Origin of the sequence: Haloarcula sp. S1AR25-4 (assembly GCF_031624555.1) — an archaeon.
GTDB classification, from domain to species: Archaea; Halobacteriota; Halobacteria; order Halobacteriales; family Haloarculaceae; genus Haloarcula; species Haloarcula pellucida.
Window position 1 is genome coordinate 568,453 of record NZ_JAMQOR010000001.1, and the last position, 25,919, is coordinate 594,371.

The window sequence follows — 25,919 nt, forward strand, 5'->3', positions numbered from 1 at the left end:
GTCCGCCCGCGTTCAGCGGTGAGATAAGCGCGGTCACCGGGGATGAAGAATCACAATAGTACGTGTGTTATCCAAATCGTCCGTCGGCTATCGGCGGAGCCGTCTGAGCGCTCGGAAGTGGGCTAACAGAGAAGATTTATTACACTACAACGTTAGAGTCGGTGTATGTCGACCCCAGAAGAAGTTACTAACTCGGCACGGTTTTCCGTCGAGAACGTCGGCGGAATAGACGAAGCCGAACTCGACATCTCGCCCGGAGTAACCATCCTCTCGGGCAAGAACGCGACGAACAGAACGTCGTTCCTCCAGTCGATCATGGCTGCGATGGGAAGCCGTCAGGCGACGCTCAAGGGCGACGCCGACGAGGGGCGCGTCACGTTCGAGTACGAGGACGAAGTGTACGAGCGCACGCTGAAGCGTGCCGGCGACAGCGTGCAGTTCTCGGGCGAGAGTTACCTCGACGACTCCGAGGTCGCGGACCTCTTTGCGTTCCTCCTCGAGACCAACGAGGCCAGACAGTCCGTCGCCCGCGGCGACGACCTCCGCGACGTCATCATGCGCCCGGTCGACACCGAGGCCATCAAAGAGGAGATACAGCGCCTCGAAACGGAAAAAGACGACATCAACGACGAACTCGCGACGATCGAGTCCAGAAAACGGGACCTTCCGGACCTCGAACAGCGGCGGAACTCCCTGCGCGAACAGATAGCGGACAAGCGCGAGGAACTCGCCGAGAAAGAAGAGGAGATAGACGAGAGCAGTCACGACATCCAAGAGAGCCGTCGGGAACAGGAGAAACTCGAAGAGCGACTCGACGACCTGCGCAGTACCCGGTCGGACCTCGAATCCCTCCGCCAGAAGATAGAGTCCCGTGAAACGAGCATCCGTTCGCTCAAGCAGGAACGGAGTGAGCTCTCCGACGAACTGGCGGACCTGCCCGAGACCCCGATGGGGGACATGGAACACTTAGAGAGCGAAATCGAACGGCTCCGAGGAAAGCGACAGACCCTCAACAACGACATCTCGGACCTCCAGAGCCTGATCCAGTACAACGAGGAACGCCTCGAATCCGAGGACTACGAGGTCCTCGGGACGCTCGAAGACGGCGGCGACGAGACCGCAAACGGGTCCGTCACGGAACAGCTCCTCGAAGGCGACGACGAGACGGTCGTCTGCTGGACCTGTGGCTCCTCGGTCGAACGCGAACAGATCGAGGACACCGTCGACCGCCTCCAGAGCCTCCGGGAGGAGAAACTGAGCGATCTCTCGGAGATAAAGAGCGACCTCGAAGATCTCAAAAGCGACAAGCGCGAGGCCGAGCAGAAACAGCGCCGACGTGAGGAGGTCGAACGGAAACTAAACGACGTCGAAGACGAACTCGAACAGCGGACCGAGCAGATCGACTCGCTCAAGGACCAGCGCGAAGAACTCACCGACGAGGTCGAAACGCTGGAGTCGGCCGTCGAAGAACTCGAGTCGGAGGACTTCGAGGACATCCTCGACCTCCACCGCGAGGCCAACCAGCTAGAGTTCGACATCGACCGTCTCGAATCCGACCTCGACGACGTCAGCGAGGAGATAGCGGAGATAGAGGCGATGGTCGAACGCGCCGAGGACCTCCGCGAGGAGCGCGACGAACTCGTCGACGAACTCACCGACAAGCGCACGAAGGTCGGCCAGATAGAGACCGAAGCCGTCGAGGCGTTCAACGAGCACATGGACGCCGTGCTCGACATCCTCGGGTACGAGAACTTAGACCGCGTCTGGATAGAACGCATCGAACGCACGGTCCGAGAGGGGCGGCGAAAGGTCGATAAGAGCGCCTTCGAACTCCACATCGTCCGGACCACGGAGAACGGGGCGGCCTACGAGGACACCATCGACCACCTAAGCGAGAGCGAACGAGAAGTCGTGGGCCTCATCTTCGCGCTGGCCGGCTACCTCGTCCACGACCTCCACGAGACGGTGCCGTTCATGCTGCTGGACTCGCTCGAGGCCATCGACGCCGATCGAATCGCCGCGCTCGTCGACTACTTCGCCGACGCCGCGGACTTCCTCGTCATCGCGCTGCTCGAAGAGGACGCGCAGGCCCTCGACGACGACTACGCTCGCGTCACCACCATCTGAGCCCAGTAGCCTTTTTACGCCCAGTTGCGAAAGGGGAGATAGAGAATGAGTTCAAGCACTGACGACCGCCCGTCGAGTAAGGTGGCGCGGCTCCTCGACGAGTACGGCCTCGACGAGATGGGGGCGGAATTAGAGCTACGGTGGACCGGCGACGGCTACGAGCGGATGAGTCTCAGGGACCTCGCCGACTACTTCAACAAGCAACTCCTCGAACAGGCGCTCAGAGACGCGGGACAGGCCGCCCTCGACAGTGACGTGGAGACGACCTACCGGAACCTCACGGCCGACGACGTCAGCACGGGGGTCCGGACGGACACCCGGACCAGACTCGAGCGAGAGGGACTCGACGTCGAGTCGCTCGAACGGGACTTCGTCACCTATCAGGCGATTCGCTCGTATCTCAAGGAGTGGCGGGGTGCCGAGTATCAAAAACCCTCCGACGAGGAAAAGCGGGCGAACGACCGCGAGAGCATCCAGCGGTTACTGACCCGAACGCTCTCGGTGACCGAAGACCGCATCGAGAAGCTACGGGACACCGACCGCATCGCCGTCGAGGAGTTCGAGGTGTTCGTCGACGCGCAGATTCTCTGTCAGCGGTGTGGTACGCAGTACGCCGTCACGGAGTTCATCGACAACGGTGGCTGTGACTGTCTCATGGACACTGCATAGCAGGCTGTCGTCGGCCGGTATGTTGTGCTTAAAGAACGCGACTGATAGATTACTCGTCGGACGGCGATAGTGCCGTCTGAGACGAGTGACTGCCGTGGGAACTCAGCCGTCGCCGTAGTCGCCACCGTACTTGAGAAAGAAGAACGCAAACCCGACGACCAGTAGTGCGAGTGCCGTCGCACCGATGGCGAGAGTCCGCACTGATTCGGGAACCTGTGGGACGCCGTCAGGTCCACTGCCACCACCGCCGTCGCCCGCCGTACCGACGGTGAGGGTAGCGACCATGCCAGCGCCTTCGTGGGGGATACAAAAGTATCCGTACTCGCCGGGGACGTCGAACGTGTGCTCGAACGCCTCACCACCGGGGACGTTCCCCTGATCGGGGTAGGCTGACCGGGCCGCCTCCTCGCCCGATGCGCCACCCGACGCGAAGAAGTCGGCTTCGTCGGGAATTTCGTCCCCGTAGGCGGTAACGGTGTGGCCGATGTCACCGACGTTCTCCCAGACGACGGTGGTACCGGGTTCGACGGTCGTTTCGTCGGGGTCGAACACGAGGTCGTCCGTCATCGCGATGGTGACCGTGCCGCCCCCGCTATCCGTCGTTTCGTCACCCGTCTGTGGACCCGCGGTCGCTGTAGCGTTCCCCGTCGGCGTCTCGGTACCACCCCGAGTGCCAGTCTCGTCCGTCTGTGCCGACCCGGCCGTAGATGCGGACCCGACGCCGCCGGCTACAGTGATACCGCGCAGGAGGCCTCGTCGAGTCACCTGTGGTGAATCGTGGACACGTCCCATACGACAGCTTTCGGTTCCAGCGACAAAACCACCTGTGACCGTTACCGAGACGGGCAGAAAACGGGTTTAGAAGGCCTATATCGGCCGAGTACGTGCTCGCTACGGTGATAGCTGCCGAGAGCGCGAGGGATAGGTCGTTCCTAGCAGGATGTGGGCGGTACATACTAAATACGCGGTCCCGTGTGCCGCGAAATATGTTGTATGATAACATGGAACGGCAGTGGTGGAGAGCGTCGGGTGGTGACCGATGAGTAACAGGCAGTCGCCCTCGAAACGAGATAGTGGCGAAACGACCCAGCACGACCATCTAGAAGCCATCTTCGTGAAGGTGACCGGCACCGACGAACTGGTCGAAGAGCAGGCACGGAGCGCTTCGGTGTCCCGAGAGATCACGTTTGAGGCCGACGGTCGGTCACAGACGCTCTCGGAGTCCGTCTCGGCCATGATCAGAGACGACGGCCTCGGCGAGACGTTCGCTGACCCGGAGACCGATATGTCCTCGGACTGACCGCTCTCCCGGGGGGAGACGTACGCTTATTACGTATGCGGGGTAACGTGTTATCGGAACGTCATGACTGTCCAAGACATCGCACGAACGGCGGTAATGACCGCACAGCGCGACCAGACCACCGGAAACCTCGCCACGGTGATGAAAGAAGAGGACGTCGGGAGCGTCGTCGTCGTCGAGGACCGGCACCCAGTCGGTATCGTCACCGATCGAGACCTGACACTCCACGTCGTCGAACCGCGCGCCGACCCGGCCGACGTCACCGCCGAAGCGGTCATGACCGAAACGCCGGCGACGATTCACACCGACGCGGGCGTCTTCGAGGCGACGGCGGCGATGTTCGAACACGCCGTCCGCAGGATGCCGATAGTCGACGGGGAGGGAAACCTCACGGGGATCGTGACGCTCGACGACCTCGTCGTGTTGCTCACCGACGAACTGGACAACCTCGCCGGCGTCATCGAGGCGGAGTCGCCGCCCTACTGAGTCGAGCCGTCGGCACTGCGATTCCTCAGTCGCCGTCCAGCAACTGGCCGTGGACGTCTATCTCACCGTTTCGAATCCGGGTGCTACTAATTCGCTTGCCGTCCTCGGCGACGACGAACGGGGAGGTGTGGATCTCGAGCGGTCGATACCCGCGTTCGATTCGCACGTCGTTGAGTTCGTGGGCCCGTCGCTGGGCCTTGCCCTCCGGTGCGACGACGAGTGCGTCGGCGTCTTCTCGCGTCGCGGCCGGGCCGAAGGTGTCGGTAATCTTCACGATCTCGTGGCCCGCCGTGTACGCGTCCCCGACCCGGTCCAGCGTCGCCGTGAGGGCGTCTTGCCGGTCGTCGAACGACCCGAGGAGTTCGGCGTGTGCGGGGTCGCTCCGCGTCTCACTGGCGAGGTCGGTGGAGGTGAGGCCGACGATGACGTGGCCGTCGCCCTCGCCGTCGTGACTCGCTGTTTGAAAAGCGCTGTGGAGGAGCGCACGGTGGCCGTTGTGTAGCGGGGTGAACGTCCCACCGAGGATGGCGATGCGGTCTGTGTCGGACATGGACAGGCGTTCGACCGCCACCGTGGTATAAGTACGGGGCTCCCAGCGGCGCCAGCAGGGCCGGACTGGAGCACCGCACAGAAGTGACATAATTATAACTATCGTCGGCGCGAAGTTCGACTATGGAGAGTATCCTGTTAGCTACGGATGGGAGCGAGTACGCTCGTGTGGCCGCCGAACGCGCCATCGACATCGCGGCCGAAGAGGGAGCGCGATTGCACGTCATCTGCGTCGTCGACGAACGGCGGTTCAACGAACCGGCGCTCAGTTCGGCCGAGCTGGCGACCATCTTCGCCGAGGACCACGCCCACATGTGCGTCGCCGACGTGCGCGAGATGGCCGAAGACACCGGCGTGGAGGTGGAGGGGACGACTCGCCACGGCCTGCCGCAGGACGTTATCCTCGACTACGCCGACGAGGTGGACGCCGACATTATCGTTATCGGCGAACACGGTTCACACGAAGAACACTTCTCCGGCGTCGGCCGGAGAGTCACCGAGCAAGCCGACCGCGAGGTGATAATCGTCGAAGTGGCACCGCAACCCTGAGTCTGGGGACCCACTCCATTGATTACCTGTCGTGTCGTTGATTCAACAGTATGGAGTTCGACGAGTTCACCGGAACGATACAGCACCGACTGGAACTACCCGATACGGGCCGGACCCTTCGAGCGATTCGGGCGACGCTGCTGACGCTCGGCGAGCGCATCCCGGCGGGCGCCGCCGAGGATTTGGCCGCATCGCTCCCGATGGAGATACGCTGGTACATGACCGGCGCCGTCCACGAACACGGCCAGCGGTTCGACTGGGCCGAGTTCGTCACGCGGGTCAGCGACATCGAGAACGTAGACCGGGCGGACGCCGCGTACCACGCGCGGGTCGTCGTCGACCTCGTCGAGTCGGTCGTGCCGCCGTCGGACTTCCGGCAACTCCGCGACCAACTCCCCGAGAGCGACGACGACGAAGGCTGGGGCAACCTGTTCGAAGTCGTCGACGCCGGCGGGTGGGGTGACGCACAGGAGGCCCAGACCGGCGGCGGGCCACAGGAGTAACGTGGATACTCGGGTCCATGACGCTCCGACTCGGTCTGACCGGCGACGTAATGCTCGGCCGTCTCGTCGACGAACAGCAACTGGCCCGGGTGCCGGGGGCGGTGTGGGGCGATATGCTGGACCGGCTACAGACCCTCGACGGCCTCTGTATCAATCTCGAGTGTTGTCTCTCGGCGCGCGGGCAACAGTGGCGTCGCACTCGGCGGACGTTCCACTTCCGAGCGACGCCGGACTGGGCGGTTCCCGCGCTGGAGGCCGCGGGCGTGGACTGCTGTGCGCTGGCGAACAATCACGTCCTCGACTACGAGGAACCGGCGCTCCTCGACACGCTCGACGAGCTGGACGACGCAGGTATCGCCCGCGCCGGCGCCGGTCGGACCGAATCGGCTGCACTCGAACCCGCGTTCTTCCCCGTCGGTGACCGCACCGTCGCCGTCGTCTCCCTGACCGACAACACGCCCGAGTACGCAGCGACGGCGACCACGCCCGGGACGGCCTACGTCGAGATAGACGTCGACGACGCCGAGACGCGCCGGACCGTCGAGACGGCGCTCGGACAGGCGCGCTCCCGGGACCCGGACCTGCTGATTGTCTCCCTGCACTGGGGGCCGAACATGGAGACGGAGCCCCCCGAAGCGTTCCAGCAGTTCGCCCACTGGCTCGTCGACGACGGCGTCGACGTAATCCACGGCCACAGCGCCCACGTCTTCCAGGGGGTCGAGGTGTACGACGGCCGTCCGATTCTCTACGACACGGGCGACTTCGTCGACGATTACGCCGTCGACCCGTCACGGCGAAACGACCGAAGTTTCCTGTTCGAGCTATCGCTGACGCCGTCGGGGAGTCCCGCCGAACTCCGTCTGTACCCGACCGAGATAGCCGACTTCGCGGTCCACGAGGCCAGCGACGAGGCGGCGTCGTGGAGTCGCGAGCGAATGCGTTCCCTGTCCGAACCGTTCGGCACCGCCTTCGACCGGGCCGGCGAGGCGCTCGTCTGTGCGCTCGGCGGTTAGCTTCATCATCGGGGGTCGTCTATCGGTGACCATGCGTCTCCAGCTAGACACTGACGAACGCGTCACGGTGGTCGACGTCACCGACGACGTGGCCGCGGCCGTCCCGGACGACGTTGCAGAAGGCGTCTGTACGGTGTTCGTCCGCCACACGACCGCCGGCGTCTGCGTCAACGAACGCGAGCAACGACTGCTTACCGACCTCGAAGACGCGCTCGAACGCCTCGTGCCGGCAGACGAGCAGTACAGCCACGACAGACTCGACGGCAACGCCGACGCCCACCTGCGAGCGATGCTCCTCGGGTCCAGCGTCTCCGTCCCGGTGCGTGACGGTGACCTCGCACTCGGCACGTGGCAGTCCGTCCTGTTCGTGGAGTGTGACGGTCCGCGTACGCGCACAGTGGACGTGACGACGACGCCGTCGTAGCGAGCGCCGGTTGGCCGTACCTATCGCCATACGGGTGACCGCGTACGCGTCGACGGCACACGCGGCGTCGTCGAACGACTGAACGAGAGCGACCCGGAGGCGCCCGAGGCATAGACTTAGGGACGGCCCGGCCCAACTACGAGCCATGCCGACAGGTACCGTCAGGTTCGTCCACGACGAGGAGGGGTACGGATTCATCGAAACCGAGGCACGCGAGGAGGACGTTTTCTTCCATCAGTCGGCCATCGATCCGGACCTCACTGAAGGCGAGGCGGTCAAGTTCGACGTCGAACAGGGCGACCGGGGCCCGCGTGCCGCCAACCTCCGGCGCGTCTAGTCACGACACGTCGACGCGCCGTCGTCGCGTTCGCTTCCGTAGCGTCAGTCGAAGGACGCCGTCCTCGTCGTAGGAGGCCTCGACGGCGTCGTGTTCCACCTCTTCGGGGAGGTGAACGACTCTGCTTCGGCCGGGCAGTCCCCGCTCGCGCCGGAGATACGTCCCCTCTGTCACGTCGCCGTCGGCGTCGGCGACGATGCGGACCCGGTTCCGCCAGACGGTGACGTCGATGTCCTGTTTCCTGATACCGGGCAGTTCGGCGGCGACGAAGTACTCGTCGCCGTGGTCGACGACGTCTACCGGGAAGGGGACGCCGGCCGTCGGTGGTCTCGTGGTCGCCCGTCGCCGGGACGGACTGGTCTCTCGTCGTGGCGTCATGCTGGCACGTAGGTAGAGGGATCGGAGCGTCTTAACGATAAGCGTGGCGACGAAGCGGACGCTCAGTGGCCGTCCACCCGCCGTCGACGGGATGGTGCGCCCGTTCCGTAGCGTCCACGCCTCACCCCCGACGCCGACACTCCCGACGAGTCCGCACACGGTCCGAAGTGACACCGTGCGGCCACGTGTCGAAGACGCCGTTTACCGACGTTTTCGGCCGCCGGCACGCCGGAGTCGGACCACACTGGTCCCGTGGCACTCCACGCCCGGCAAACGCCGACTTACCTCGTCAAGCGGCCTCGAACGCCGCCGATTACATTCCCTTACCGGACCTTCGAAGGAAGTAATTCGCGTATGCTCATATGAGTGACTGTACAAAGTGAATCCGTCGCAGTCCTGGTCGAGGCCTCCACTGGTCCTGACCTCGGCCACGACGCGACGATACCGACACTCGCGACCCAGGTCGGAAGCGAGTCTCGACGGCCAAAGCGGAGCGCAGTGGTGCACGTCCGAACCCAAGACCGGGCCGTGTGTCTGGGAGTCACCGGTCCGTGTGTGCCACCGCCTTCCGGGCGGCGCAGTCAGCGTGTGTACTGCACCGCCGACCCACACTCGTCCGAGCGGACGCGCCGGGGCTGGTACCGGTCGGCTGTCGGTTCACTCGTCGGCCGCGCGTTCTGCCGCCGCTTTTTCCTCGCGTCGTTCCGGTGCCGCTCGTTCTTCCAGTTCCTCGTCCGGTTCCCGCTCTCGCTCGTCCTCGTCACGCCGCTCTTTGGTATCGCCCGAATACGCGGATAGAGACGCCCCAGCACCACGATGGTGGTGCGCTGTCACGGCTGTGGCCGGCGACCGTCGTGTTGTCGTGGGTACCCACCGGGAACCGTCGCGACGACCCCGTTCGCCGCCTGAAAGTCCAACTTGTCGCCGGCGACGACACTGTGGGACGCGGTAGCACCGCTATACTATTACCACGTCACGCCGACGAACACAGCACCAGAGGTACCTCTGGTGATTCCCGATGGCACACCAATATAGCTGTAGCGCCTGTGACTTCATGGTCCGGTCGGAGAGCGAGGACGAAGTCGTGGAGCTAGTACAGAACCACGCCGGCGAGAAACACGACATGACCGTCGGCGAAAACGACGTTCGGGACGGGATAGAGAGCGTCGACGTCACTGCTGACGCCGGGTGACACCGACGCTACCCGTGGTGGTCGTGACCGCCGTGCGTAAACGGCCCGGCGAACGCACGCTGGACCACCTCGGGCAAGGCCGGGTGGACGTGGACTGACTCGCGGATGTCACTCACCGTCCCGGACCCGGCCTTCATCGCGACGACGACTTCCTGAATCAGCGCCGAGGCGTCCGGGCCGACGACGTGTGTCCCCAGTATCTCACCGTCCGGCGCGACGAGTGCCTTCACGAGCCCCTCGGCTTTCATCGCGTTACCGCGGGCGGTGTCCTCGTATCGGTACGTCGAGGTGGCGTACTCCCTATTCGCGGCCCGGAGGTCCGACTCACGGTCGCCGACGCCGGCCACCTCCGGTGAGGCGAACACGGCGAACGGCATCGCGGTGTAGTCGACGGGCGAGCGATCCTCGCCGAACAGGTTGCGGATGACCGCTCGCGCCTCGTGGTTGGCGCTGTGCTTCAGGAGGTACTCGCCGACGACGTCGCCCAGCGCCCAGACGCCGTCGGCGGTGGTCCGGAGGTACTCGTCCGTCTCGACGAAGCCGTCGTCGTCCACCTCGACGCCGGCGGCGTCGACGTTCAAGATGTCCGTGTTGGGCCGCCGACCGGCCGCGAGAAGCAACGCGTCGCCGGTCGCCGTCACCGGGTCGGCGCTCTCCTCGACGCTCCCCGATTCGCCGTCGGGGCCGTACTCGAAGGGCCGGGCCGTCAGCGTCACCTCGCCGTCGGACTGTGAGACGGCCGTCGCCGCGTGACCCGTGTGGACGGTGAAGCGGTCGGCGTAGCGGTCGGTGAACCACGCCGCCACCTGTTCGTCGGCCTCCGGAAGCAGATGCGGGCGGCGGCCGACGATAGTCACGTCGCTGCCGAACGTTCCGAAGAAGTGGCCGAGTTCGGCGGCGATGTAGCCGCCGCCGGCGACGAGCAGATGGTCCGGCGGCGTCTCTAGCCGGAGCGCGTCGGTACTCGTCAGGTAGTCCACGTCCTCGATACCGTCGATGGGCGGTATCGACGGTCTGGTGCCCGCGGCTAGCAGGACCGTCTCGCCCCGGAGTCGGGTCCCAGTGTCGGTCCCGTCGACTATCGCTATCGTTCGCTCGTCGACGAACCGGCCCTCGCCTTCGAACAGCGTGTGCTGGTCCGAGTGGCGCAGGCCCCGGCGGATGGCCGCAGCGTCCTCGCCGACCGTCTCGTTCACCTCCCTGACGATGGTCTCGAAGTCGACGCCGTCGACCGTCGCGTCGACGTGGAACTCGTCGGCGCGGCGGACCGTCTCCACGACGTCGGCGTGGTACAGCAGCATCTTCGAGGGGATACAGCCACGGTTGAGACAGGTCCCGCCCAGCGGTCCCTTCTCGACGACGGCGACGGACTGGCCCCGGTCGGCCGCCACGCTCGCCACGCTGAGACCGGACCCGGACCCGACGACCACGAAGTCGAACGTTTCCATACCGTTGATTGTTTGCCACACACTATCAATGTCCGTCCCGTCGGCACCGGTCGGCGCTGTCGACTATCGAGCCCGTACCTCGGGGGCGCCGTCGCCGACGTGCCAGCGGACGCGACCGTCACGTGGTCGCGCGAGGGGACTCGTCGACGCGAAACCGACCGACGACCCGGTGACCCTGCCATCCGAACCAGCACGTCGAACCCCGGACCTGATACAGATTTTTGACGGTGGCGTCCCACGCTCGTGTATGTTCGACGACCGGTCGTCGTTGTCACGGACGCCCCACCACGCCGTCGCGCTGGACTGTCTCGAAGCGGCCATCGAGGCGGCCGCGCCGGACCGAGCGGCCCGGGAAGCGGTCGCGCGAGACGGCGAGACGCTTCGTGTCGGCGACAGCGAGTACGACCTGACTGCGTATCGCGAGGTGGTCGTCGTCGGCGGCGGAAAGGCGAGCGTCGGCGTCGCGCGGGTGATAACGGAGGTCCTCGACGACCGACTCACGGACGGTGTGGTCGTGGCCGAACACCCCGACACGCTCGATACCGTCTCGGTCCGCGTCGGCGACCATCCCGTCCCGTCAGAGCGGACCGTCACGGCGACAGCGGCGGTCTTAGAGACGGTTCGGGCCGCCGACGCGTCGACGCTCGTCCTGTTCGTCGTGACCGGCGGGGCGAGCGCGCTGTTGACAGCGCCGGCGGGCGACCTCTCGCTTGCGGACCTCCGGGCGACGACGACCGGACTGCTCGAAAGCGGTGCGCCAATCGAGGCCGTCAACGCCGTCCGCAAGCACCTCTCGGCCATCAAGGGCGGCCAACTCGCTCGCCTCGCCGCGCCCGCGACCGTCGTCACGTTCGCGCTCAGCGACGTGGTGGGAAACGACCTGTCCGTCGTCGGGAGCGGGCCGACCGTCCCCGACGAGACGACGTACGCGGACACGCTCGACGTACTCGACCGCTACGACGTAGCCGTACCCGCTGCCGTCAGGACGCACCTGGAGGCCGGCGCGGCGGGCGACGTTCGGGAGACGCCCGGCGTCGGCGACGCGGCGTTCGACAGGGCCGAGACACACCTCGTCGGGACGAACTCGGAAGCGCTTGAATCGGCGGCAGCGGCGGCCGCGGACGCCGGTTACGATCCGCTCTTGTTGACCTCGCGGCTGCGCGGGCCCGCGCGCCACGTCGGCCCGACGGTGCTCTCGGTCGCCGAGGAGATAGCCGCGACGGGGAACCCGGTGTCACCGCCGGCCGTGGTCGTCGCCGGCGGCGAGACGACGGTCACCATCGACGGCGGGGGCGGCCGTGGCGGCCCGAACCAGGAACTCGCACTCGCCGTAGCGCTCGAACTGGACGGACCGGCGGTGTTCGCCGCCGTCGACACGGACGGCGAAGACGGGAGTTCCGACGCCGCGGGCGCGATGGTAGACAGCGAGACGGTGCCCGACGGCGAGCGCCGCCGCGCGAACGAGGCGTTACGTGGGCACGACGCTGGGGGCTATCTCGACGGCGTCGCGGCGACGCTCTACACTGGGCCGACTGGAACAAACGTCAACGACGTTGTGGTTGTGGTAATTCCTGAGCCATGAGTGGTCACGCCGGCGGCGCATCGTTCATAACCGTTCGTAAGCACCACCTACCACGAGACGGGTCGGCGATCGACCACTCCCCGCTCGGGCTTCGATACCGAGCCACAGCCATCGAATCGATCGGTTGTAAGGAGATTTTAACAATACCGATGGCTCCCATCGCCTCTGGTGCCGGCACGATGTCGCGCCGTTGTGACGGTGCGCTATCAGTCGGCGTACCTGCAAACACCATCCGAAGGTACACCAACCCACTTGTGTCCGACGCAGACCACCGAGGGGTCGGCTAGCCTACCCGTGTACCCCATCCGACTCGTACAACCCGGCTGGCCGACCCCGTCTTCACTCCGACTCGACTGCCCGGCGAGACGCGTCTTCCCGTGTCGCCGGTTACGCTGTCAAGTGACCGACGAACCGGTCGTCGACCACCCTCTCGCGTCGACGTGTACGGCCGCTCCGATCGGAGACCGACGAGAAGTGAGTGTCCCGATGCAGTAACGAGCGGCGTCGTCAGTCGTCGGTTCGGGTGTCGACTAACCAGTGAACGCCGGAACAGAACGCGAACGTCGCCACTACCAGGCCCAGCAGCGTCAGCAACACGCCGTCGGTGAATCCCACGATGGCCGATAGTCCGAGGATGGCGATGCCGATACCGGAGACGACGGCGTAGTAGTGGTGCCAGTCGACGACGGCCTCGTCGCTCGGCCGATCCAGATACTCCATCAGGTGTTCTGCGGCCGGTGCCAGCGCCACGTGGCCGCGGTCCTGATTGAAGTCGACGACGCCCATGTCGTCCATCTTCGGGAGATGGCACTGGTAGAGACCGACGTAGACACGTTTGCGCTGGCTCGACGTCAGCGCGTCCATCGTCGTGTCGTTCTCTATCGCAGCGACGTGTTCGGCCAGTTTCCCGAGCGCGACGCGCTCGTCGGAGTCGAGATCGCGGAGGTAGTGAAGTACTTCGCGTCGCCGACTGTTCTTCAGAATCTCGAATATCAAATCCAGCGATAAGTCGTCTGGTTCGCTCTGTTCGGTCTCGGTGTCGCTCGCCGCTGTCTCCACTGATGCGGTGTCGTCGGGAGTCGGATCCTCTATGCCAGCGCCGGTGGTGGGTTGGTCCTGCGTGCTCATGTTGAAGCCCTCCTCGGTCCGGCAAACGGGCGGCGGTGTCAGCCACGCCGACGGCAGTGCGCTGGCCACACCCCCAGATGTAGCCGCGACAGTTGCGCCCGTCCGAACCCAAGAGCGTGTCAAATGACACACGCTTTTGGCACTTAATACTTTGTTACTTATTATATCTGATAGATTGTGGGGTACGTTACGCGTCGAGAACACACCCACTATACTGTGGTAGTGGCCGATTGCCAGTTCGCTGGCGAATCGCGCTACGAACGCCCGCGTCCGATGGTGTAAACGGGTATCGACGCGTTTTCGACGACGTCGCGCGTGTCGACCACGATACCGTTCTCGAACGCGTCGTACGCTATCGTGTCGTAGGCCTCGTGGGCCGTGACGAGGACGACCGCGTCGAACCGCGGTGCGGTCGATTCGATGTCGTCGTGTGCGAGCGGAGTCGCGGTTAGGTCCTGGACGTCGCCGACGTCGACCACGGGGTCTGTCGCGTAGACGGACGCACCGAGTTTCGAGAGGTAGCGCGCGATTTGACTGGCCGGTGCCTTTCGCGTCTCGTCGACGCCCGCGCGGTAGGCGACCCCGAGCAACAACACGTCGGCGTCCGCGACGTCGAGGCCGCGGTCACCGAGCAGCTGCACGACCGAACTCGTGACGAAGGCCGGCATCGCGTCGTTGACGGAACGACTGGTCTCTATCAGCGGGAGGTCCGTCTCGACCTGCGACGTGAGAAAGTGCGGGTACAGCGGGATGCAGTGCCCGCCGACGCCGGGCCCCGGATCGTGGATGTCACAGAACGGTTGCGTGTTGGCCACCTCGATGGCCCGGCTCACGTCGACGTCGAGTGGGTCGACCACGCGTGCGAGTTCGTTCGCCAGCGCGATGTTGACGTCGCGGTAGATGCCCTCGAACACTTTCACGCACTCGGCGGTCGTCGCGTCGCCCGCCCGGACGACCTCGTTGCTCGTCACCTCGTCGTAGAGCAGACTCGCGACGCGTTCGCTCTCGGCGTCGACGCCGCCGACGACTTTCGGATACGCGCCGCGGATGTCTTCGAGCGCGCGACCGCTGGCCGTCCGTTCCGGACAGAACGCGACGCCGAACTCGCCGGGGTCCAGTCCGCTCCGCTCGGCGAGTCGCGGCGCGACCACGTCGCGAGTGGTCCCCGGGGGAACCGTCGATTCGACGACCACGAGGTCACCGTGTGAGAGCCCTTCAGCGATGGCGTCGACGGCCGCAAGCAGCGCCGAGAGGTCCGGATCCTTCGTCTCGTCCAACAGCGTCGGAACGATGACGACGTGTAACCGTGCGTCGGCGGCCGCGCCGGCAGGGTCGCTCGTCGCCCGGAGCGACCCGTCCGCGGTCGTCTCGGCGACCAACTCCGCGAGCCCCGGTTCGCCCTCGACCGGCGACTCGCCACGCTGGACGGCGGAAACGACGTCGGGGTCGATGTCGACGCCGGTGACGTTCCCGGTGAGGTCGGCGAAGACGGCCGCAAGCGGGAGCCCCATCTTCCCGAGGCCGTAGACCGCGACCGGAAACGCGCCCTCGACGAACGCCTCCTGGAGCGCCCGGTCAGCGCTGTCGGCGGCGTACAGCGGGCGCTCAGGTCGTACTGCAGTCACTGATACTCACCTCCTCCAGACCCAGACTCCGAGAGGACGCGACGTCGCTGATGTCGCGGGCTATCGACAGTGCCCGGAGCCCGTCTTCGCCGGTGATGCGCGGCGTGGTGCCGTCGCTGACGCACTCGACGAACGACCGGAGTTCCCGCTTGAGCGGTTCGTCGCTCTCGACGGCCGGCCGTTCGATGATGCTCTCCTGCGTGTACCGAACGTCGCCGTTCTCGGTGTGGTAGGAGGGATCGGAGTGGCGGTAGATGCGCATCGACTGGTCCATGAAGTCGACGGCGACGTGACACTCGCGGGTCGTCACGGAGAGGTCGCGGATGCGCTCTTGGGTGATTCGACTCGCGGTCAGCGAGCAGACGGTCCCGCCCGCGAACTCCATCTGCGCGTCGGCGTAGTCCCCGTCGCAAGCCCCGACGGCCGTCACGCCCACTACCTCGTCGTCGAACAGCGAACAGACCACGTCGATGTCGTGTATCATCAGGTCCATCACCACGTCGTCGTTCACGTCCCGGGAGACGGGGGGTCCGAGTCTGCGCGCGGAGGCGGCGATCGGTTCGACGTCCGCGAGGACGTCCTGCAACACGTCGACGACGGGATTGAAGCGCTCGATGTGGCCGACCTGTAACGTGACGCCCACCTCCGCGGCGCGGTCGATGAGTTCCTGTCCGTTCTGTAGGTCACGGACGAACGGTTTCTCGATGAGGACCGAGACGCCCGCCTCGATTGCCTCCATCGCGACGTCGTAGTGGAACCGCGTCGGGACGGCGACGGAGACGAGGTCGACGACCTGCAGCAGATCGGAGGGGTCGGCGACGGACGTACCGTACTCCGCGGCCGTCTCGGCGGCGGAGACGGGGTCGGCGTCCGCGACGCCGACGAGGTCGACGCCCGGTATCTCGTTGTACACGCGGGCGTGATGTGTCCCCATGCTTCCGACGCCGACGACGCCAGCGGCGAGTGGTTCTGTGCTGTTCATCGTGGGACCTCTCTGAGGGCGATAATCATTGTCTGAGTTCGGTGAGAGCGAGGGTGATAGCGCGAACGTCCCGTGACGACAGGCCGGGGTGTACAGGGAGCGACAGCACCTCCTCGGCGGCCCGTTCCGCCTCCGGGAGCGACGCGTCCACGTCGTCGTAGGCCGGTTCCTCGTGAATCGGCGTCGGGTAGTACACGGTAGAGGGCACGCCGTAGTCGTCGAGGTGGGCCCGCAAAGCGTCCCGGTCGGCACAGCGGACCGTGTACTGGTGATAGGAGTGTCGACAGTCGTCCGGTTCGACGGGCGCGACGAGGTCGGTGTCCTCGACAGCGTCGTCGAACGCCGCGGCGTGGTCGCGTCTCGCCGCGACGTACGCGTCGAGTTTCTCCAGTTGCACTCGCCCGATAGCCGCACACACGTCCGTCATCCGGAAGTTGTGGCCGACGGTGGCGTGGTTCCCGTCGTCGTCGCGGCCGTGGTCGATGAACTGCCGGAGGCGGTCCGCGACGGCGTCGTCGTCGGTGACCACGATACCGCCCTCCCCGGTGGTCATGTTCTTCGTCGGGTAGAAACTGAAGCAGGCGGCGTCGCCGAGGCTCCCGACGGGGTCGCCGCGGTAGGTCGCCCCGTGGGCCTGACAGGCGTCTTCGATGAGGACGGCGTCGTGTCGGTCGGCGATGGCCCGCAACTCCGCCATCGGAGCGGGACAGCCATAGAGGTGGACGGCGAGGATGGCGTCGACGCCGTCGACCGCTTCGGCCGTCGTCGCGACGCTCGCGGGGTCCAAGTTGTACGTCTGCGGGTCGACGTCGGCGAACACCGGCGTCGCTCCGACGTGTCTGACCGCGTTCGCCGTCGCGACGAACGAAAACGGCGTGGTCACGACGGTGTCGCCGTCACCGACACCGAGGGCTTCGAGGGCCGCGTGGAGCGCCGTCGTACCGTTACTCGTCGGCACGCCGTGTGCAACTGTACAGTACGTCGCGAACTCCTCGCCGAAGGCGTCTACCTCGTCGCCGCCGCTCAACTGGCCGGACTGCAACACGGACCGAATACGGCGCAACTCGGCCTCACCGACGTCCGGTGCAGCTATCGACATCCCGGTGTCGATCGAGCGGGCGTCGGTCACGTCCGCTCACCGCCAACAGGCGACCAGTGCCGACGCCGCTCGGTCAGCTTCGATTGTACAGCTATCACGGTTTGCGGCAGGCAAAGTGAAGTCATTGTTATGCGCGCCCTGTGTCACGAAGGTGCAGACTTCACTCGGGCCCGGGGGTGACCGTATCCGCCGCCGAGAAGGGCTGGATACTACGTGGCTACCCACTCGTTTCGCCCGGGATACCGAGCGAACTCCGTATGATATGTGATACGTAACAAAGGTCGGTGCCTGTGATGGTCTCTCAACAGTGGCCTCACGACCCAGACGCCCGAGCCCTCGACGTCGTCAAGCCCGGAGGGAGTGATGACAGGACAGCACCAGCGGATATCACGCGATACCGTCTTCGAGGTGCTGAGCAACAGCCGTCGCCGCTTCATCCTCGCGACGCTCAGGCAGTCCGAGTCTCCCATGAAGGTAACGCGCCTCGCCCGGCTTATCGGTGCGTACGAGGACGACGTCCCGCCGTCGGAGATAAGCGCGACCGAGGAGAAACGCGTCTACGTCTCCCTGTACCAGTCACACATCCCGAAACTGGAAGCTACCGGGTTCGTCGAGTACGACGAGGAGGCGCGGTCGGTCGCCGAGACGGACGCGACAGGCGAGATCGACCGCTATCTCGGTTCGGTCCCGCCCGCGGTACACTGGCCGCGACTCAACGGCATCGTCTCGCTCGTCGCCGGGACCGCCTTCCTCGCCTCGGCCGCCGACGTCGGCGTGCTGACGGGGCTGTCGCCGCACACGCTCGGCAGCGTCGTCGTCCTCGTTTTCCTCTCGGTCACAGTCGCACAGTACGCCGACCACAGACGGCGCAGTACCGCCCGTCCCCCCGAACTCAGAGAACAGTAATGGCACGATACACCACACACCAGACCGGGTCACACGCGGCAATCGACGCGATTGGACGACCGTACGGACCCGACCGAACCAGACGAACAGCGTCCCGAGAGCACGTCCCGCCGGTTCTGCCGTCGCCGACCGGGGATCCGGTGGCGACCAACGGGGTGCGTCCCGATGACTGAGTCGGACCCGTGGGACGAGGTCAGCTACGTGATAAGCTCCCGGTACCGCGTCGAGACGCTCCGTCGATTGGCAGAGGGGCCGGCGACGCCGTCGCTCATCGCAGACGAGACTGAACTCAGCATCGCACACGTCTCCCGGGCGCTTCAAGAGCTACGGGACGCCGGTCTCGTCACGCTGCTCGTCTCCGAAGACCGACGGAAGGGGCGGGTCTACGGTATCACGGACCCGGGGCTCGACGTCTGGACCACCATCGAGACAGAGAACATGCTGTGAGCGGGTCTCAGGTGGTCGTCGAATCCGACTCCTCCTCAGCGTCGGCTATCGCCTCTTTTGGGAGTAGCTGTTCCGGACGCCGCCGGTGTTTCGGGGTGTGTGCGAACTCCGTGATGCGTTGCCACTCGTCCGACGTCAGATGACCACTCATGCAGTATGCTACTGACTCGCACACACACTTCGTAATTTATCGGTTAGCCCTAGAAAGGGGAACTTTCCCCGGAGGATCCGGGTCAGTTCTGTTGGACGGTGATGCCCACCTTGGAGACGCGGACGGTGGCCCCCTCGTGTTCGAAACGGAACTCTATATCCGTGTCATCGTTCTGGAACAACGTATCGAGTGCATCCGGGTCGATAGATTCCGAGATGGGTGTCATCTCTATCGGGTTTTTTCCGATGGTCGATGCGAGCTGTCGCGCGACTGCAGTACTGACGTCCTCTTCAGGCCGAATTTCGATGGTGTCGTCGACACCCCCTGTGTCACATATCTCCATACGAAACGGCACACAGTATCGCTATTTATAATTTTTGTCGTGTTTGTAAATTATGTAACTGTTTATTCGCGCTCACGGCTCGGGAGAAACGACCGGCCCGTGTTCCACAGGTCGCGGACGAACGGGCCCGGATCGTCCCTGTCGAGGACGTCGAAGTGAGGCTGGGTGACCAGCGACGAGAGCGTCGCCGCCGCCGTCCGGCCCAGCGACGGTCTGGGGACGAACGGGTACGTCTCGGTGACGACGCTGAGGAGGTGGACCGCTTCGCCACGCAGGAGGTGTGACGCCGTTCCCGGGGTGTACTGCGGGTGGAACGGCCCGCTCACGCCGTTTGCGAGGTGCCAGTAGTACAGCGGGTAGTCGACGCCCGCGTGATGGTCACAGGGCATCGACGACCAGAACCGAGGGTTTATTTCGAGCATCTTGAACGCACCAGTCTCCTCGTGGCGGATGAATCCGACGGAGGCCGGTCCGTGCCACTCCAGTTCGTCGAGCAGCGCCAGCGCCGCCTCCCGGAGGTCCGGGATGTCGACGGCCTCGTGGTAGATGCTCGGCCCGCGCGGGTACTTGTAGCCGCGACGGAGCGCCTTCTGTGTCGTGAGAACGCAGTCGCCCTCGTCGTAGAGCGCCCGGACGGTGTACTCTGTGCCCGGGACGAACTCCTGTACGATGGGGACGTGACCCATCCGCTCGATGAGGTCCTCGACGTCGGGGGGCTCGCCCGGTTCGATGTATTGCGTGTTCGGTGTCGGATGAACCGCGTCCGGTTGCATCCCATCGACGTAGTGGTCTGTGACCAGTCCGTACCGGGCTTTCGAGATGAGCCGGCGGTCCCAGTCGCGCACCTCGTCGAGGAGCCACGTCTCTGGGACGTCGACGCCGGCGCGCCGGGCCGCTTCGACGAGTGCCACCCTGTCGTGGGCGACTGTCAGCGTCTCGAGGTCCGGCCACACCGGACGAACGTGTTCTGCGAACGCCTCCCGGTGCTTCGAGAGGACGAACACGTCTTCTTCCCGCACGGGTGCGATGGTCTTGACCGACGGGCGAGCGGCTACATCCAGCAACACGTCACGGTAGTCGTGCAGGGACGTGTGGGGGTCAGGAAGCGAGACGCGTTCGTCGACGTACTTCGAGGCGAACGTCGGCGGGGACGGACGCTCCGATGCAGCTATGGTTCTGATTCCTCGCTGACCGAGTGCTCTGACGAGACTCAGTGACGCGGCGGACGTGTTCGATACGACGACGGCCGAACCGCTTTGTCTCTCTGTCTCTTCCATAGCGATTCGACGGAACGACCAACAAATGTAAGCAACACAATATCCGGAATAAGCTCGGCTTTCACAGCGGTGGTCTCATTCGTCGGCGGCGAGTGTCAGCGAGAGTCCCTCGCGGAGGGTCACCGACGCCTCGAAGCCGAGGTGGTCGCGAGCGTCTGCCACGGCGGCCTCGCTCCGGTCGATGTCTCCCTCCCGGGGCGGGACGTGCTCTATCGGTACGGTAGCACCCACCACGTCCCGCACCGTCTCGGCGAGGTGAGTGATGGTGACGCTCTCGCCCGTCCCGACGTTGAACGGGCGGCCGACGGTGTCGGTGGTCGCCGCCCGCAGGTTCGCACGTACCACGTCCCCGACGTAGACGAAGTCCCGGGTCTGCTCGCCGTCGCCTTCGACCGTGAGGGGGTCGCCGGCCTGTGCCTGTCGGACGAAGGTACCGATGACGCCGGCGTACTCCCCGTCGAGGCCCCGCGGCCCGTAGACGTTGAAGTACCGGAGCGGCACCGTCGGCAGGCCGTACGTCTCCGCGTAGAAGGCGGCGTACTGTTCGTTGAGTCGTTTCTCGAAGCCGTACGGCGAGGCGGGGTCGACCGAGTCGTCCTCCGAGACGGGGACAGCGGCGGGGTCCCCGTAGACGGCGGCACTGGAGGCCAGTACGACACGGGCGTCGTGGCGGCGCGCGCACTCGAGGACGCCGACGGTCGCCGATCCGTTCAGGTCGTGACAGGCGACCGGCCGCTCGACGGACTCGGGGACGCTGACCATCGCGGCTTCGTGGAACACCACGTCGGCCCCGGCCATCGCCTCGTCGACGGTCGATTCGTCCCGGACGTCTCCCTCGACGACGGTGACGCCCTCGGGGAGGGAGTCGCGTGACCCCGTCGAAAAGTCGTCTAAGACGGTCACGTCGTTCGTCGGCGCGAGGGCGGCGACGAGGTGGCTCCCGACGAACCCCGCACCGCCCGTGACGAGCACCGCTCGGTCGCTGAGCGAGTCCAGTGCCATCTCGACCGATGGGTGCGTGGACTCGGCGTAAGTTATGCGGTGGCGAACCCCGCATTGGGTGTGCCTACGGGTCCAGCGCGGCGGGACGCGGGCGTCGGTCACGTCGGCGTCCGACCGCCGCTCGCCGAACGGTGAGTATAACAATGACTGTCACTCTGAAAGTCGTCGCTGATGACGGAACAGGTCCCGTTCACGGACGTCTACGTCGACGGCGACATCGTCGACAGCGTCGTCGAGACGCTCGAATCGCGACGCTACGTCAAAGGCCCGCGAGTCGAGGAACTCGAAGCACAGTTCGCAGAGACGTGTGGCGTCGACCACGCCGTCGGCGTCAGTAGCGGGACGGCCGCACTGTATCTGGCGATGAAGAGCGCCGGCATCGGCGAGGGCGACGAGGTACTGGTCCCCGGCCACACCTTCTTCGCGACGGTCAGTCCGGTCGTCGAACTCGGCGCCGACCCGGTGTTCGTCGACGTAGACCCCGAGACGTACACGATGAGCGGGACAGACCTCGCGCGTACGGCCGCCGCCGCCGAGGACTCGGCGGCCGTGGTCCCCGTCCACCTCTACGGGCACCCCGCCGAGATGCAGACCGTCCGGAGCGTCGCCGACGCCCACGACCTGACGGTCATCGAGGACGCCTGTCAGGCCCACGGGGCGACCTACTGCGGCGACCCCGTCGGGAGCCTCGGCGACGCCGCCTGCTTCAGTTTCTACCCGTCGAAGAACATGACCGTCGCGGGCGACGGCGGTATCCTCGTGACGGACGACGAGGAGCTGGCCCGGACCGCCCGGGAGCTACGCAACCACGGCCGCGACACAGACGGCAACCACGTCCGACTCGGACTGAACCATCGACTGGACGAGGTCAGTGCCGCCGCCGGCCTCGAACAGCTATCACATCTGGCCGACTGGAACGCCGACCGGGCGGCCGCCGCGGGCCGCTACCGCGACCGACTGGCCGACGTCGACGCCGTCCAGCTTCCGGTCGAACGCGACGAGGCCACCCACGTCTATCACCTGTTCGTCGTGCAGGTGCCCGACAGAGACGGTCTTCGGGCCTATCTGGACGACGAGGGGGTCCAGACCGGCATCCACTACGACCCGCCGGTCCACCTGACGCCGGCGATGCGGGACCACCTCTCCGAGGTTCCCTCCCTCCCCGAGACGGAACGGCTCTGTACGCGCATCGTCTCGCTTCCGATGCACCCCCGCATCACGGACGAGGAGATCGACCGCGTCTGCGAGGCTATTCGGGGGTACTACGCATGAGGTACGGCGTCGTCGGCACGGGCTACTGGGGGAAAAACCACGTCCGGGTCGCCCGCGAACTGCTGGACGAGGGGCGACTTGACGACGTGGTCATCTGCGATCAGGACGAGCGCCGCGTCGAGTCGCTCGCGGACTCCTACGACCTGCCCTACGTCACCGATATCGCGGAGATGGACGTCGACGCCGCGACGGTGGCGACGCCCTCGACGACCCACCGGGCCATCGGGACGGACATGCTGGAGCGTGGCATCGACCTCCTCGTCGAGAAACCGCTCGCACTCAACGCCGAGGACGCGTGGGACATCGTCGAGACGGCCGAGGACAACGACTGTTCGCTCGGTGTGGGCCACATCTTCCGCTACCATCCCGCGCTCCGCGCCCTGAAACGACGCGTCGACCGGGGGGAACTCGGCCGCATCAAGTACCTCCAGACGCGACGCTTTTCCTTCCGGGTGCCGCGACGGACGACCGGCGTGCTGTACTCGCTCGCCGTCCACGACGTGGACGTCTACGACTACCTGCTGGACGCGCGCCCGGACACGGTCCACGGCCGGTTCGACTCGTTCGTCCGGGAGGGCATCGCCGAGACGTCGACGCTGACGCTGGGGTACGGTAACGTCACCGGCGTCATCAACTCGTCGTGGCAGATTCCCGTCTTCGATAAGACGCGTGACCTCGTCGTCGTCGGGTCGAACCGCTCGGCGTACATCGACTACCTGGAGAACACGAAACTGGAACTGTTCGACGCCGAGGTGTTCTCGGACCCCGAGGACGGCCTGAAGTCGAGAAACGACGGCGCTATCGTCCACACGACGGACGACGAGGAACCGTTAAAGACCGAGGTAGAGGCGTTCGTCGACGCCAGCGAGAGCGGGCAGCACCCACCCGCCAGCGGCGAGGTCGGGGCCCGCGCCGTCGAGACGCTGGAACACGCCGAGCGCTCGGCCGCGAAGAACGAAGTCGTCACGGTCGACCGGCCCAGACTCGCGAAGCAGTTCTGAGTGGCGCTGTGGAATCTCGTGAGTGGGTCGTCGACAGTCGGCCCGGATTCTCGGGCATTCACTGGTGTAGGCGTCGCAGAAGTCGGATGGGTCGTAGGGAACACCCGACGGAAACGAGATGGCCGCGAAGCCACTCCTACGATTCTAGCGGAAGGATTTCGATGGCGTTGATCTGCGGATTCTCGACGACGTGTGTGAAGTCGACGTCGATGGTCCCGTCACTGGTGACCGTGAAGGACTTCATCGCGCCGGTTTGGTCACCGTACGCTTCGATAATGTCGAAGTTTTCGACGGTCTGGTCCTCGACGCTGATGTCGAACACCCGGTCGCCGACGAAACTCGTTCCGCCATAGCCGTCGTAAAAGTACAGGCGAACTTCGGCCTGCTCTCCCTCTGGCACCGGGAACTCGTATTGCATCTCGTCCCCAGAGCCCGGGTCCCAGCGTTCTGTCTCCCATATCTGACTGGGCGTCCCGCTGGGGACCGAGCTATCTATCGAACTCGGCTGGCCGTGCGAAGACGTGTTATTACCCCCTGCGACCAGATAGTCCGTCAGCGGGTCCCACTGGTCTCCGTTCGAGGCAGTGAAGCCGCCGCCCGCGTTCGCCTGATACAGCGGGCGAATTACTGGCGCGGTCGCACAGAACCGGATATTACCGATAGCCTTTCCGTTCGACGGCGTAACCGAACCGCTCATCTCTTGGCCGTCCAATACATTCTCGCAGTCTGGACCGGCTTTCACCACGATATCCGTTATCGTGTACGGATAGGAGTCCCACTCGAGTGACTCTATCTCGTCGTCCTCGTCGAGCGTAATCGTGGGGAACGAGAAATTCGACGCCGGGTCCAGATCCGTATCAGTCTTCTCGAAGACGAGTTCGTTCTTCCCGTCGTCGTCGGTATCCATTGCTTCGTATTTCGCCACGAGACGGGTCCCGTCGGGACATGAACAAGTCCCTGGCCTATCACCTCTCGTTGCCGCAGCAGTCCCAGTAAGACCAGTAACACCGATTGCTCCGGCGATAGTTCCCTTGAGGACTGCACGGCGAGACGTCTTTCGGTTTTCTGTCATGGGTTGCACGCTACACGTCCTGTGTAACGACAACCAGTCCAGTCCATCACCCGTTTGTTATAGTGCTGTTTCGACGATTATCTCGATGCTAACGGCTATGTCGCTGAATTGGAACTCGAAACCACACACGCTATCTAACGGCCCGGATCGGCCGTAGACCCGGAGGCGAGGGATTCGGCAGCCCCCTTCTGTCAGTCTTGCGGCAACGGTTGGTCCGCGGTTCGCTCGACGTCGAACTCCGGGACGGCTGCGTCGTCGAAGATGTCCGTGTACGAGGCGGCCGTCAACTGGACGCGGTGCCCGCCCAGTTCGGTATACGCCGGCTGGAACGGCGGGAAGTCGAGGGCGCGAATCTTGTCGTACACCGCTAACTGAGTCGCCTCGTCGTCGTCGGCCAGCCGTTCGGGCGGGATCAGTTTCTCGCCGTCCAGACTCTCCTTGGTGTAGAAGTACCGCTCGCCGTCGTAGGCCGCCTGCGGCGTCGCTAGCCGGCGAACGTCGCCGTCTTTGAGCGTCGGCAGGTGTTCACGGAACATCGCGACGGAGGCCTCGGTGACGCGGTCGTACAGCGTGCGGGCGGTGTCCGTCTCGCGGATTGGGACGAAGTCCCGAGCGAGGACGTCGCCGGCGTCGACCGCCGGCGCCATGACGTGGAACGTCGTCCCGTACTTCCAGTGGTCGTCCTCGCGGGCGTTCATGATGGCGTGGCTGAAGACGTTGCTCCCGCGATAGCGGGGTAGTTCCGCCTGATGGAGGTTCAGCGGCGCGACGTTCGGGTGGTCGAGCAGGTCCTCGCCGAGGATGTTCGGGTAGTAGACGCTCACGAGGTAGTCGACGTCGTAGTCGAGGACGTCACGCTCGTCCGCGCGCGTGACCACTGTGTGTCCGAGGCGCTCGGCCCGGTCGTACAGGCACCCGTCCCACCACGTGTCCTCGTCGGGGCCGTAGGTGACGACGAGTTTCACGTCGAAGTCGTCGTCGCCGGTGAGTCGTTCGAGACATCGTTCGCCGAGTGGGTGGCTCCCCATGAACGCGACCGAAGGCATGGCCCGTCCTA

The 25,919-nt window shown here is 65.2% G+C and carries 30 protein-coding genes; 16 read left to right on the forward strand and 14 right to left on the reverse strand.

What is annotated here, in order from left to right; genetic code table 11:
- The first annotated feature begins 165 nt into the window (after positions 1-165).
- Both NDI85_RS02960 and rdfA read left to right on the forward strand, forming a co-directional pair.
- On the forward strand, positions 166-2,127 hold the full coding sequence (locus NDI85_RS02960; RefSeq protein WP_310914863.1) for an archaea-specific SMC-related protein: 1,962 nt from the start codon (positions 166-168) through the stop codon (positions 2,125-2,127).
- A gap of 45 nt (positions 2,128-2,172) precedes the next feature.
- Positions 2,173-2,796 (forward strand): rod-determining factor RdfA, encoded by a 624-nt coding sequence (rdfA, locus tag NDI85_RS02965; RefSeq protein ID WP_188994777.1) that lies wholly within the window; start codon positions 2,173-2,175, stop codon positions 2,794-2,796.
- A gap of 102 nt (positions 2,797-2,898) precedes the next feature.
- On the opposite strand, the gene NDI85_RS02970 is transcribed toward rdfA, so the two are convergent.
- Positions 2,899-3,588 (reverse strand): plastocyanin/azurin family copper-binding protein, encoded by a 690-nt coding sequence (locus NDI85_RS02970; protein ID WP_310914864.1) that lies wholly within the window; start codon positions 3,586-3,588, stop codon positions 2,899-2,901.
- Between the two features lie 247 nt (positions 3,589-3,835).
- On the opposite strand from NDI85_RS02970, the gene NDI85_RS02975 reads away from it, so the two are divergent.
- Positions 3,836-4,096, forward strand: coding sequence for a hypothetical protein (locus NDI85_RS02975; protein WP_188994773.1), 261 nt, complete (start codon positions 3,836-3,838; stop codon positions 4,094-4,096).
- Between the two features lie 63 nt (positions 4,097-4,159).
- Positions 4,160-4,582, forward strand: a complete 423-nt coding sequence (locus NDI85_RS02980) for a CBS domain-containing protein (protein ID WP_188994771.1) — start codon at positions 4,160-4,162, stop codon at positions 4,580-4,582.
- A gap of 25 nt (positions 4,583-4,607) precedes the next feature.
- On the opposite strand, the gene NDI85_RS02985 is transcribed toward NDI85_RS02980, so the two are convergent.
- Positions 4,608-5,132, reverse strand: coding sequence for a phosphopantetheine adenylyltransferase (locus NDI85_RS02985; RefSeq protein ID WP_188994769.1), 525 nt, complete (start codon positions 5,130-5,132; stop codon positions 4,608-4,610).
- A 122-nt stretch (positions 5,133-5,254) separates the two neighbouring features.
- Between NDI85_RS02985 and NDI85_RS02990 the strand changes: the two genes are divergently transcribed.
- The 5 genes from NDI85_RS02990 to NDI85_RS03010 all read left to right on the forward strand — a co-directional run bounded on the left by NDI85_RS02990 (position 5,255) and on the right by NDI85_RS03010 (position 7,957).
- Positions 5,255-5,680 (forward strand): universal stress protein, encoded by a 426-nt coding sequence (locus NDI85_RS02990; protein WP_188994766.1) that lies wholly within the window; start codon positions 5,255-5,257, stop codon positions 5,678-5,680.
- A 50-nt stretch (positions 5,681-5,730) separates the two neighbouring features.
- Complete coding sequence (locus NDI85_RS02995; protein WP_188994764.1) at positions 5,731-6,183, forward strand: DUF2267 domain-containing protein; 453 nt, start codon at positions 5,731-5,733, stop codon at positions 6,181-6,183.
- Between the two features lie 17 nt (positions 6,184-6,200).
- Positions 6,201-7,196, forward strand: a complete 996-nt coding sequence (locus NDI85_RS03000) for a CapA family protein (RefSeq protein WP_310914865.1) — start codon at positions 6,201-6,203, stop codon at positions 7,194-7,196.
- Between the two features lie 31 nt (positions 7,197-7,227).
- Positions 7,228-7,620, forward strand: a complete 393-nt coding sequence (locus NDI85_RS03005) for a secondary thiamine-phosphate synthase enzyme YjbQ (RefSeq protein ID WP_188994760.1) — start codon at positions 7,228-7,230, stop codon at positions 7,618-7,620.
- Between the two features lie 145 nt (positions 7,621-7,765).
- Positions 7,766-7,957 (forward strand): cold shock domain-containing protein, encoded by a 192-nt coding sequence (locus NDI85_RS03010; protein WP_310914866.1) that lies wholly within the window; start codon positions 7,766-7,768, stop codon positions 7,955-7,957.
- On the opposite strand, the gene NDI85_RS03015 is transcribed toward NDI85_RS03010, so the two are convergent.
- Complete coding sequence (locus NDI85_RS03015) at positions 7,958-8,335, reverse strand: Hsp20/alpha crystallin family protein (RefSeq protein WP_310914867.1); 378 nt, start codon at positions 8,333-8,335, stop codon at positions 7,958-7,960.
- A gap of 588 nt (positions 8,336-8,923) precedes the next feature.
- Here NDI85_RS03015 and NDI85_RS03020 point away from each other — a divergent pair.
- Entirely contained in the window at positions 8,924-9,133 is a 210-nt protein-coding gene (locus tag NDI85_RS03020; protein WP_310914868.1) for a hypothetical protein, read from the forward strand.
- A 220-nt stretch (positions 9,134-9,353) separates the two neighbouring features.
- A complete protein-coding gene (locus tag NDI85_RS03025; RefSeq protein ID WP_310914870.1) occupies positions 9,354-9,527 on the forward strand; it encodes a DUF1059 domain-containing protein in 174 nt (57 codons plus the stop codon).
- An 8-nt stretch (positions 9,528-9,535) separates the two neighbouring features.
- Here the strand turns inward: NDI85_RS03025 and NDI85_RS03030 are convergent, their stop codons facing one another.
- Positions 9,536-10,975 (reverse strand): dihydrolipoyl dehydrogenase, encoded by a 1,440-nt coding sequence (locus NDI85_RS03030; protein ID WP_310914871.1) that lies wholly within the window; start codon positions 10,973-10,975, stop codon positions 9,536-9,538.
- Between the two features lie 247 nt (positions 10,976-11,222).
- Here NDI85_RS03030 and NDI85_RS03035 point away from each other — a divergent pair, with 247 nt between their 5' ends.
- Entirely contained in the window at positions 11,223-12,557 is a 1,335-nt protein-coding gene (locus NDI85_RS03035; protein ID WP_310914872.1) for a DUF4147 domain-containing protein, read from the forward strand.
- Positions 12,558-13,064: 507 nt separating this feature from the next.
- Here NDI85_RS03035 and NDI85_RS03040 read toward each other — a convergent pair.
- The 4 genes from NDI85_RS03040 to NDI85_RS03055 all read right to left on the reverse strand — a co-directional run bounded on the left by NDI85_RS03040 (position 13,065) and on the right by NDI85_RS03055 (position 17,391).
- On the reverse strand, positions 13,065-13,685 hold the full coding sequence (locus tag NDI85_RS03040) for a hypothetical protein (RefSeq protein ID WP_188994746.1): 621 nt from the start codon (positions 13,683-13,685) through the stop codon (positions 13,065-13,067).
- 254 nt (positions 13,686-13,939) lie between these two features.
- The gene (locus tag NDI85_RS03045) at positions 13,940-15,310 is read right to left on the reverse strand and encodes a nucleotide sugar dehydrogenase (RefSeq protein WP_188994744.1); all 1,371 of its coding nucleotides are present in this window, start codon (positions 15,308-15,310) and stop codon (positions 13,940-13,942) included.
- Positions 15,291-16,292 carry a Gfo/Idh/MocA family protein gene (locus NDI85_RS03050; protein WP_188994741.1) on the reverse strand — a complete coding sequence of 334 codons (1,002 nt, stop codon included), beginning with the start codon at positions 16,290-16,292 and terminating at the stop codon, positions 15,291-15,293. Before NDI85_RS03050 ends, NDI85_RS03045 begins: the two co-directional genes overlap by 20 nt.
- A gap of 25 nt (positions 16,293-16,317) precedes the next feature.
- On the reverse strand, positions 16,318-17,391 hold the full coding sequence (locus NDI85_RS03055; protein ID WP_188995695.1) for a DegT/DnrJ/EryC1/StrS aminotransferase family protein: 1,074 nt from the start codon (positions 17,389-17,391) through the stop codon (positions 16,318-16,320).
- Positions 17,392-17,754: 363 nt separating this feature from the next.
- On the opposite strand from NDI85_RS03055, the gene NDI85_RS03060 reads away from it, so the two are divergent.
- A complete protein-coding gene (locus tag NDI85_RS03060) occupies positions 17,755-18,297 on the forward strand; it encodes a hypothetical protein (protein ID WP_188994739.1) in 543 nt (180 codons plus the stop codon).
- Between the two features lie 165 nt (positions 18,298-18,462).
- Positions 18,463-18,744, forward strand: coding sequence for a MarR family transcriptional regulator (locus NDI85_RS03065; protein ID WP_188994738.1), 282 nt, complete (start codon positions 18,463-18,465; stop codon positions 18,742-18,744).
- 7 nt (positions 18,745-18,751) lie between these two features.
- On the opposite strand, the gene NDI85_RS03070 is transcribed toward NDI85_RS03065, so the two are convergent.
- From NDI85_RS03070 to NDI85_RS03085, 4 genes are all read right to left on the reverse strand, one after another.
- Positions 18,752-18,895: a hypothetical protein gene (locus NDI85_RS03070; RefSeq protein ID WP_188994736.1), complete on the reverse strand. Its 144-nt coding sequence runs from the start codon at positions 18,893-18,895 to the stop codon at positions 18,752-18,754.
- Between the two features lie 82 nt (positions 18,896-18,977).
- The gene (locus tag NDI85_RS03075) at positions 18,978-19,238 is read right to left on the reverse strand and encodes a HalOD1 output domain-containing protein (protein ID WP_188994734.1); all 261 of its coding nucleotides are present in this window, start codon (positions 19,236-19,238) and stop codon (positions 18,978-18,980) included.
- Positions 19,239-19,300: 62 nt separating this feature from the next.
- A complete protein-coding gene (locus tag NDI85_RS03080; RefSeq protein WP_188994732.1) occupies positions 19,301-20,515 on the reverse strand; it encodes an ATP-grasp domain-containing protein in 1,215 nt (404 codons plus the stop codon).
- A 75-nt stretch (positions 20,516-20,590) separates the two neighbouring features.
- Positions 20,591-21,517, reverse strand: a complete 927-nt coding sequence (locus tag NDI85_RS03085; protein ID WP_188994730.1) for an NAD-dependent epimerase/dehydratase family protein — start codon at positions 21,515-21,517, stop codon at positions 20,591-20,593.
- Between the two features lie 171 nt (positions 21,518-21,688).
- Between NDI85_RS03085 and NDI85_RS03090 the strand changes: the two genes are divergently transcribed.
- A complete protein-coding gene (locus NDI85_RS03090; protein WP_310914873.1) occupies positions 21,689-22,789 on the forward strand; it encodes a DegT/DnrJ/EryC1/StrS family aminotransferase in 1,101 nt (366 codons plus the stop codon).
- Positions 22,786-23,790, forward strand: coding sequence for a Gfo/Idh/MocA family oxidoreductase (locus tag NDI85_RS03095; RefSeq protein WP_310914874.1), 1,005 nt, complete (start codon positions 22,786-22,788; stop codon positions 23,788-23,790). The genes NDI85_RS03090 and NDI85_RS03095 overlap by 4 nt, the downstream gene beginning before the upstream one ends.
- Positions 23,791-23,926: 136 nt before the next feature.
- On the opposite strand, the gene NDI85_RS03100 is transcribed toward NDI85_RS03095, so the two are convergent.
- Together NDI85_RS03100 and NDI85_RS03105 are read right to left on the reverse strand one after the other, a co-directional pair.
- Entirely contained in the window at positions 23,927-24,697 is a 771-nt protein-coding gene (locus NDI85_RS03100; RefSeq protein ID WP_310914875.1) for a malectin domain-containing carbohydrate-binding protein, read from the reverse strand.
- Positions 24,698-25,053: 356 nt separating this feature from the next.
- Positions 25,054-25,908 carry a formyltransferase family protein gene (locus tag NDI85_RS03105; protein WP_310914876.1) on the reverse strand — a complete coding sequence of 285 codons (855 nt, stop codon included), beginning with the start codon at positions 25,906-25,908 and terminating at the stop codon, positions 25,054-25,056.
- Positions 25,909-25,919: the final 11 nt, after the last annotated feature.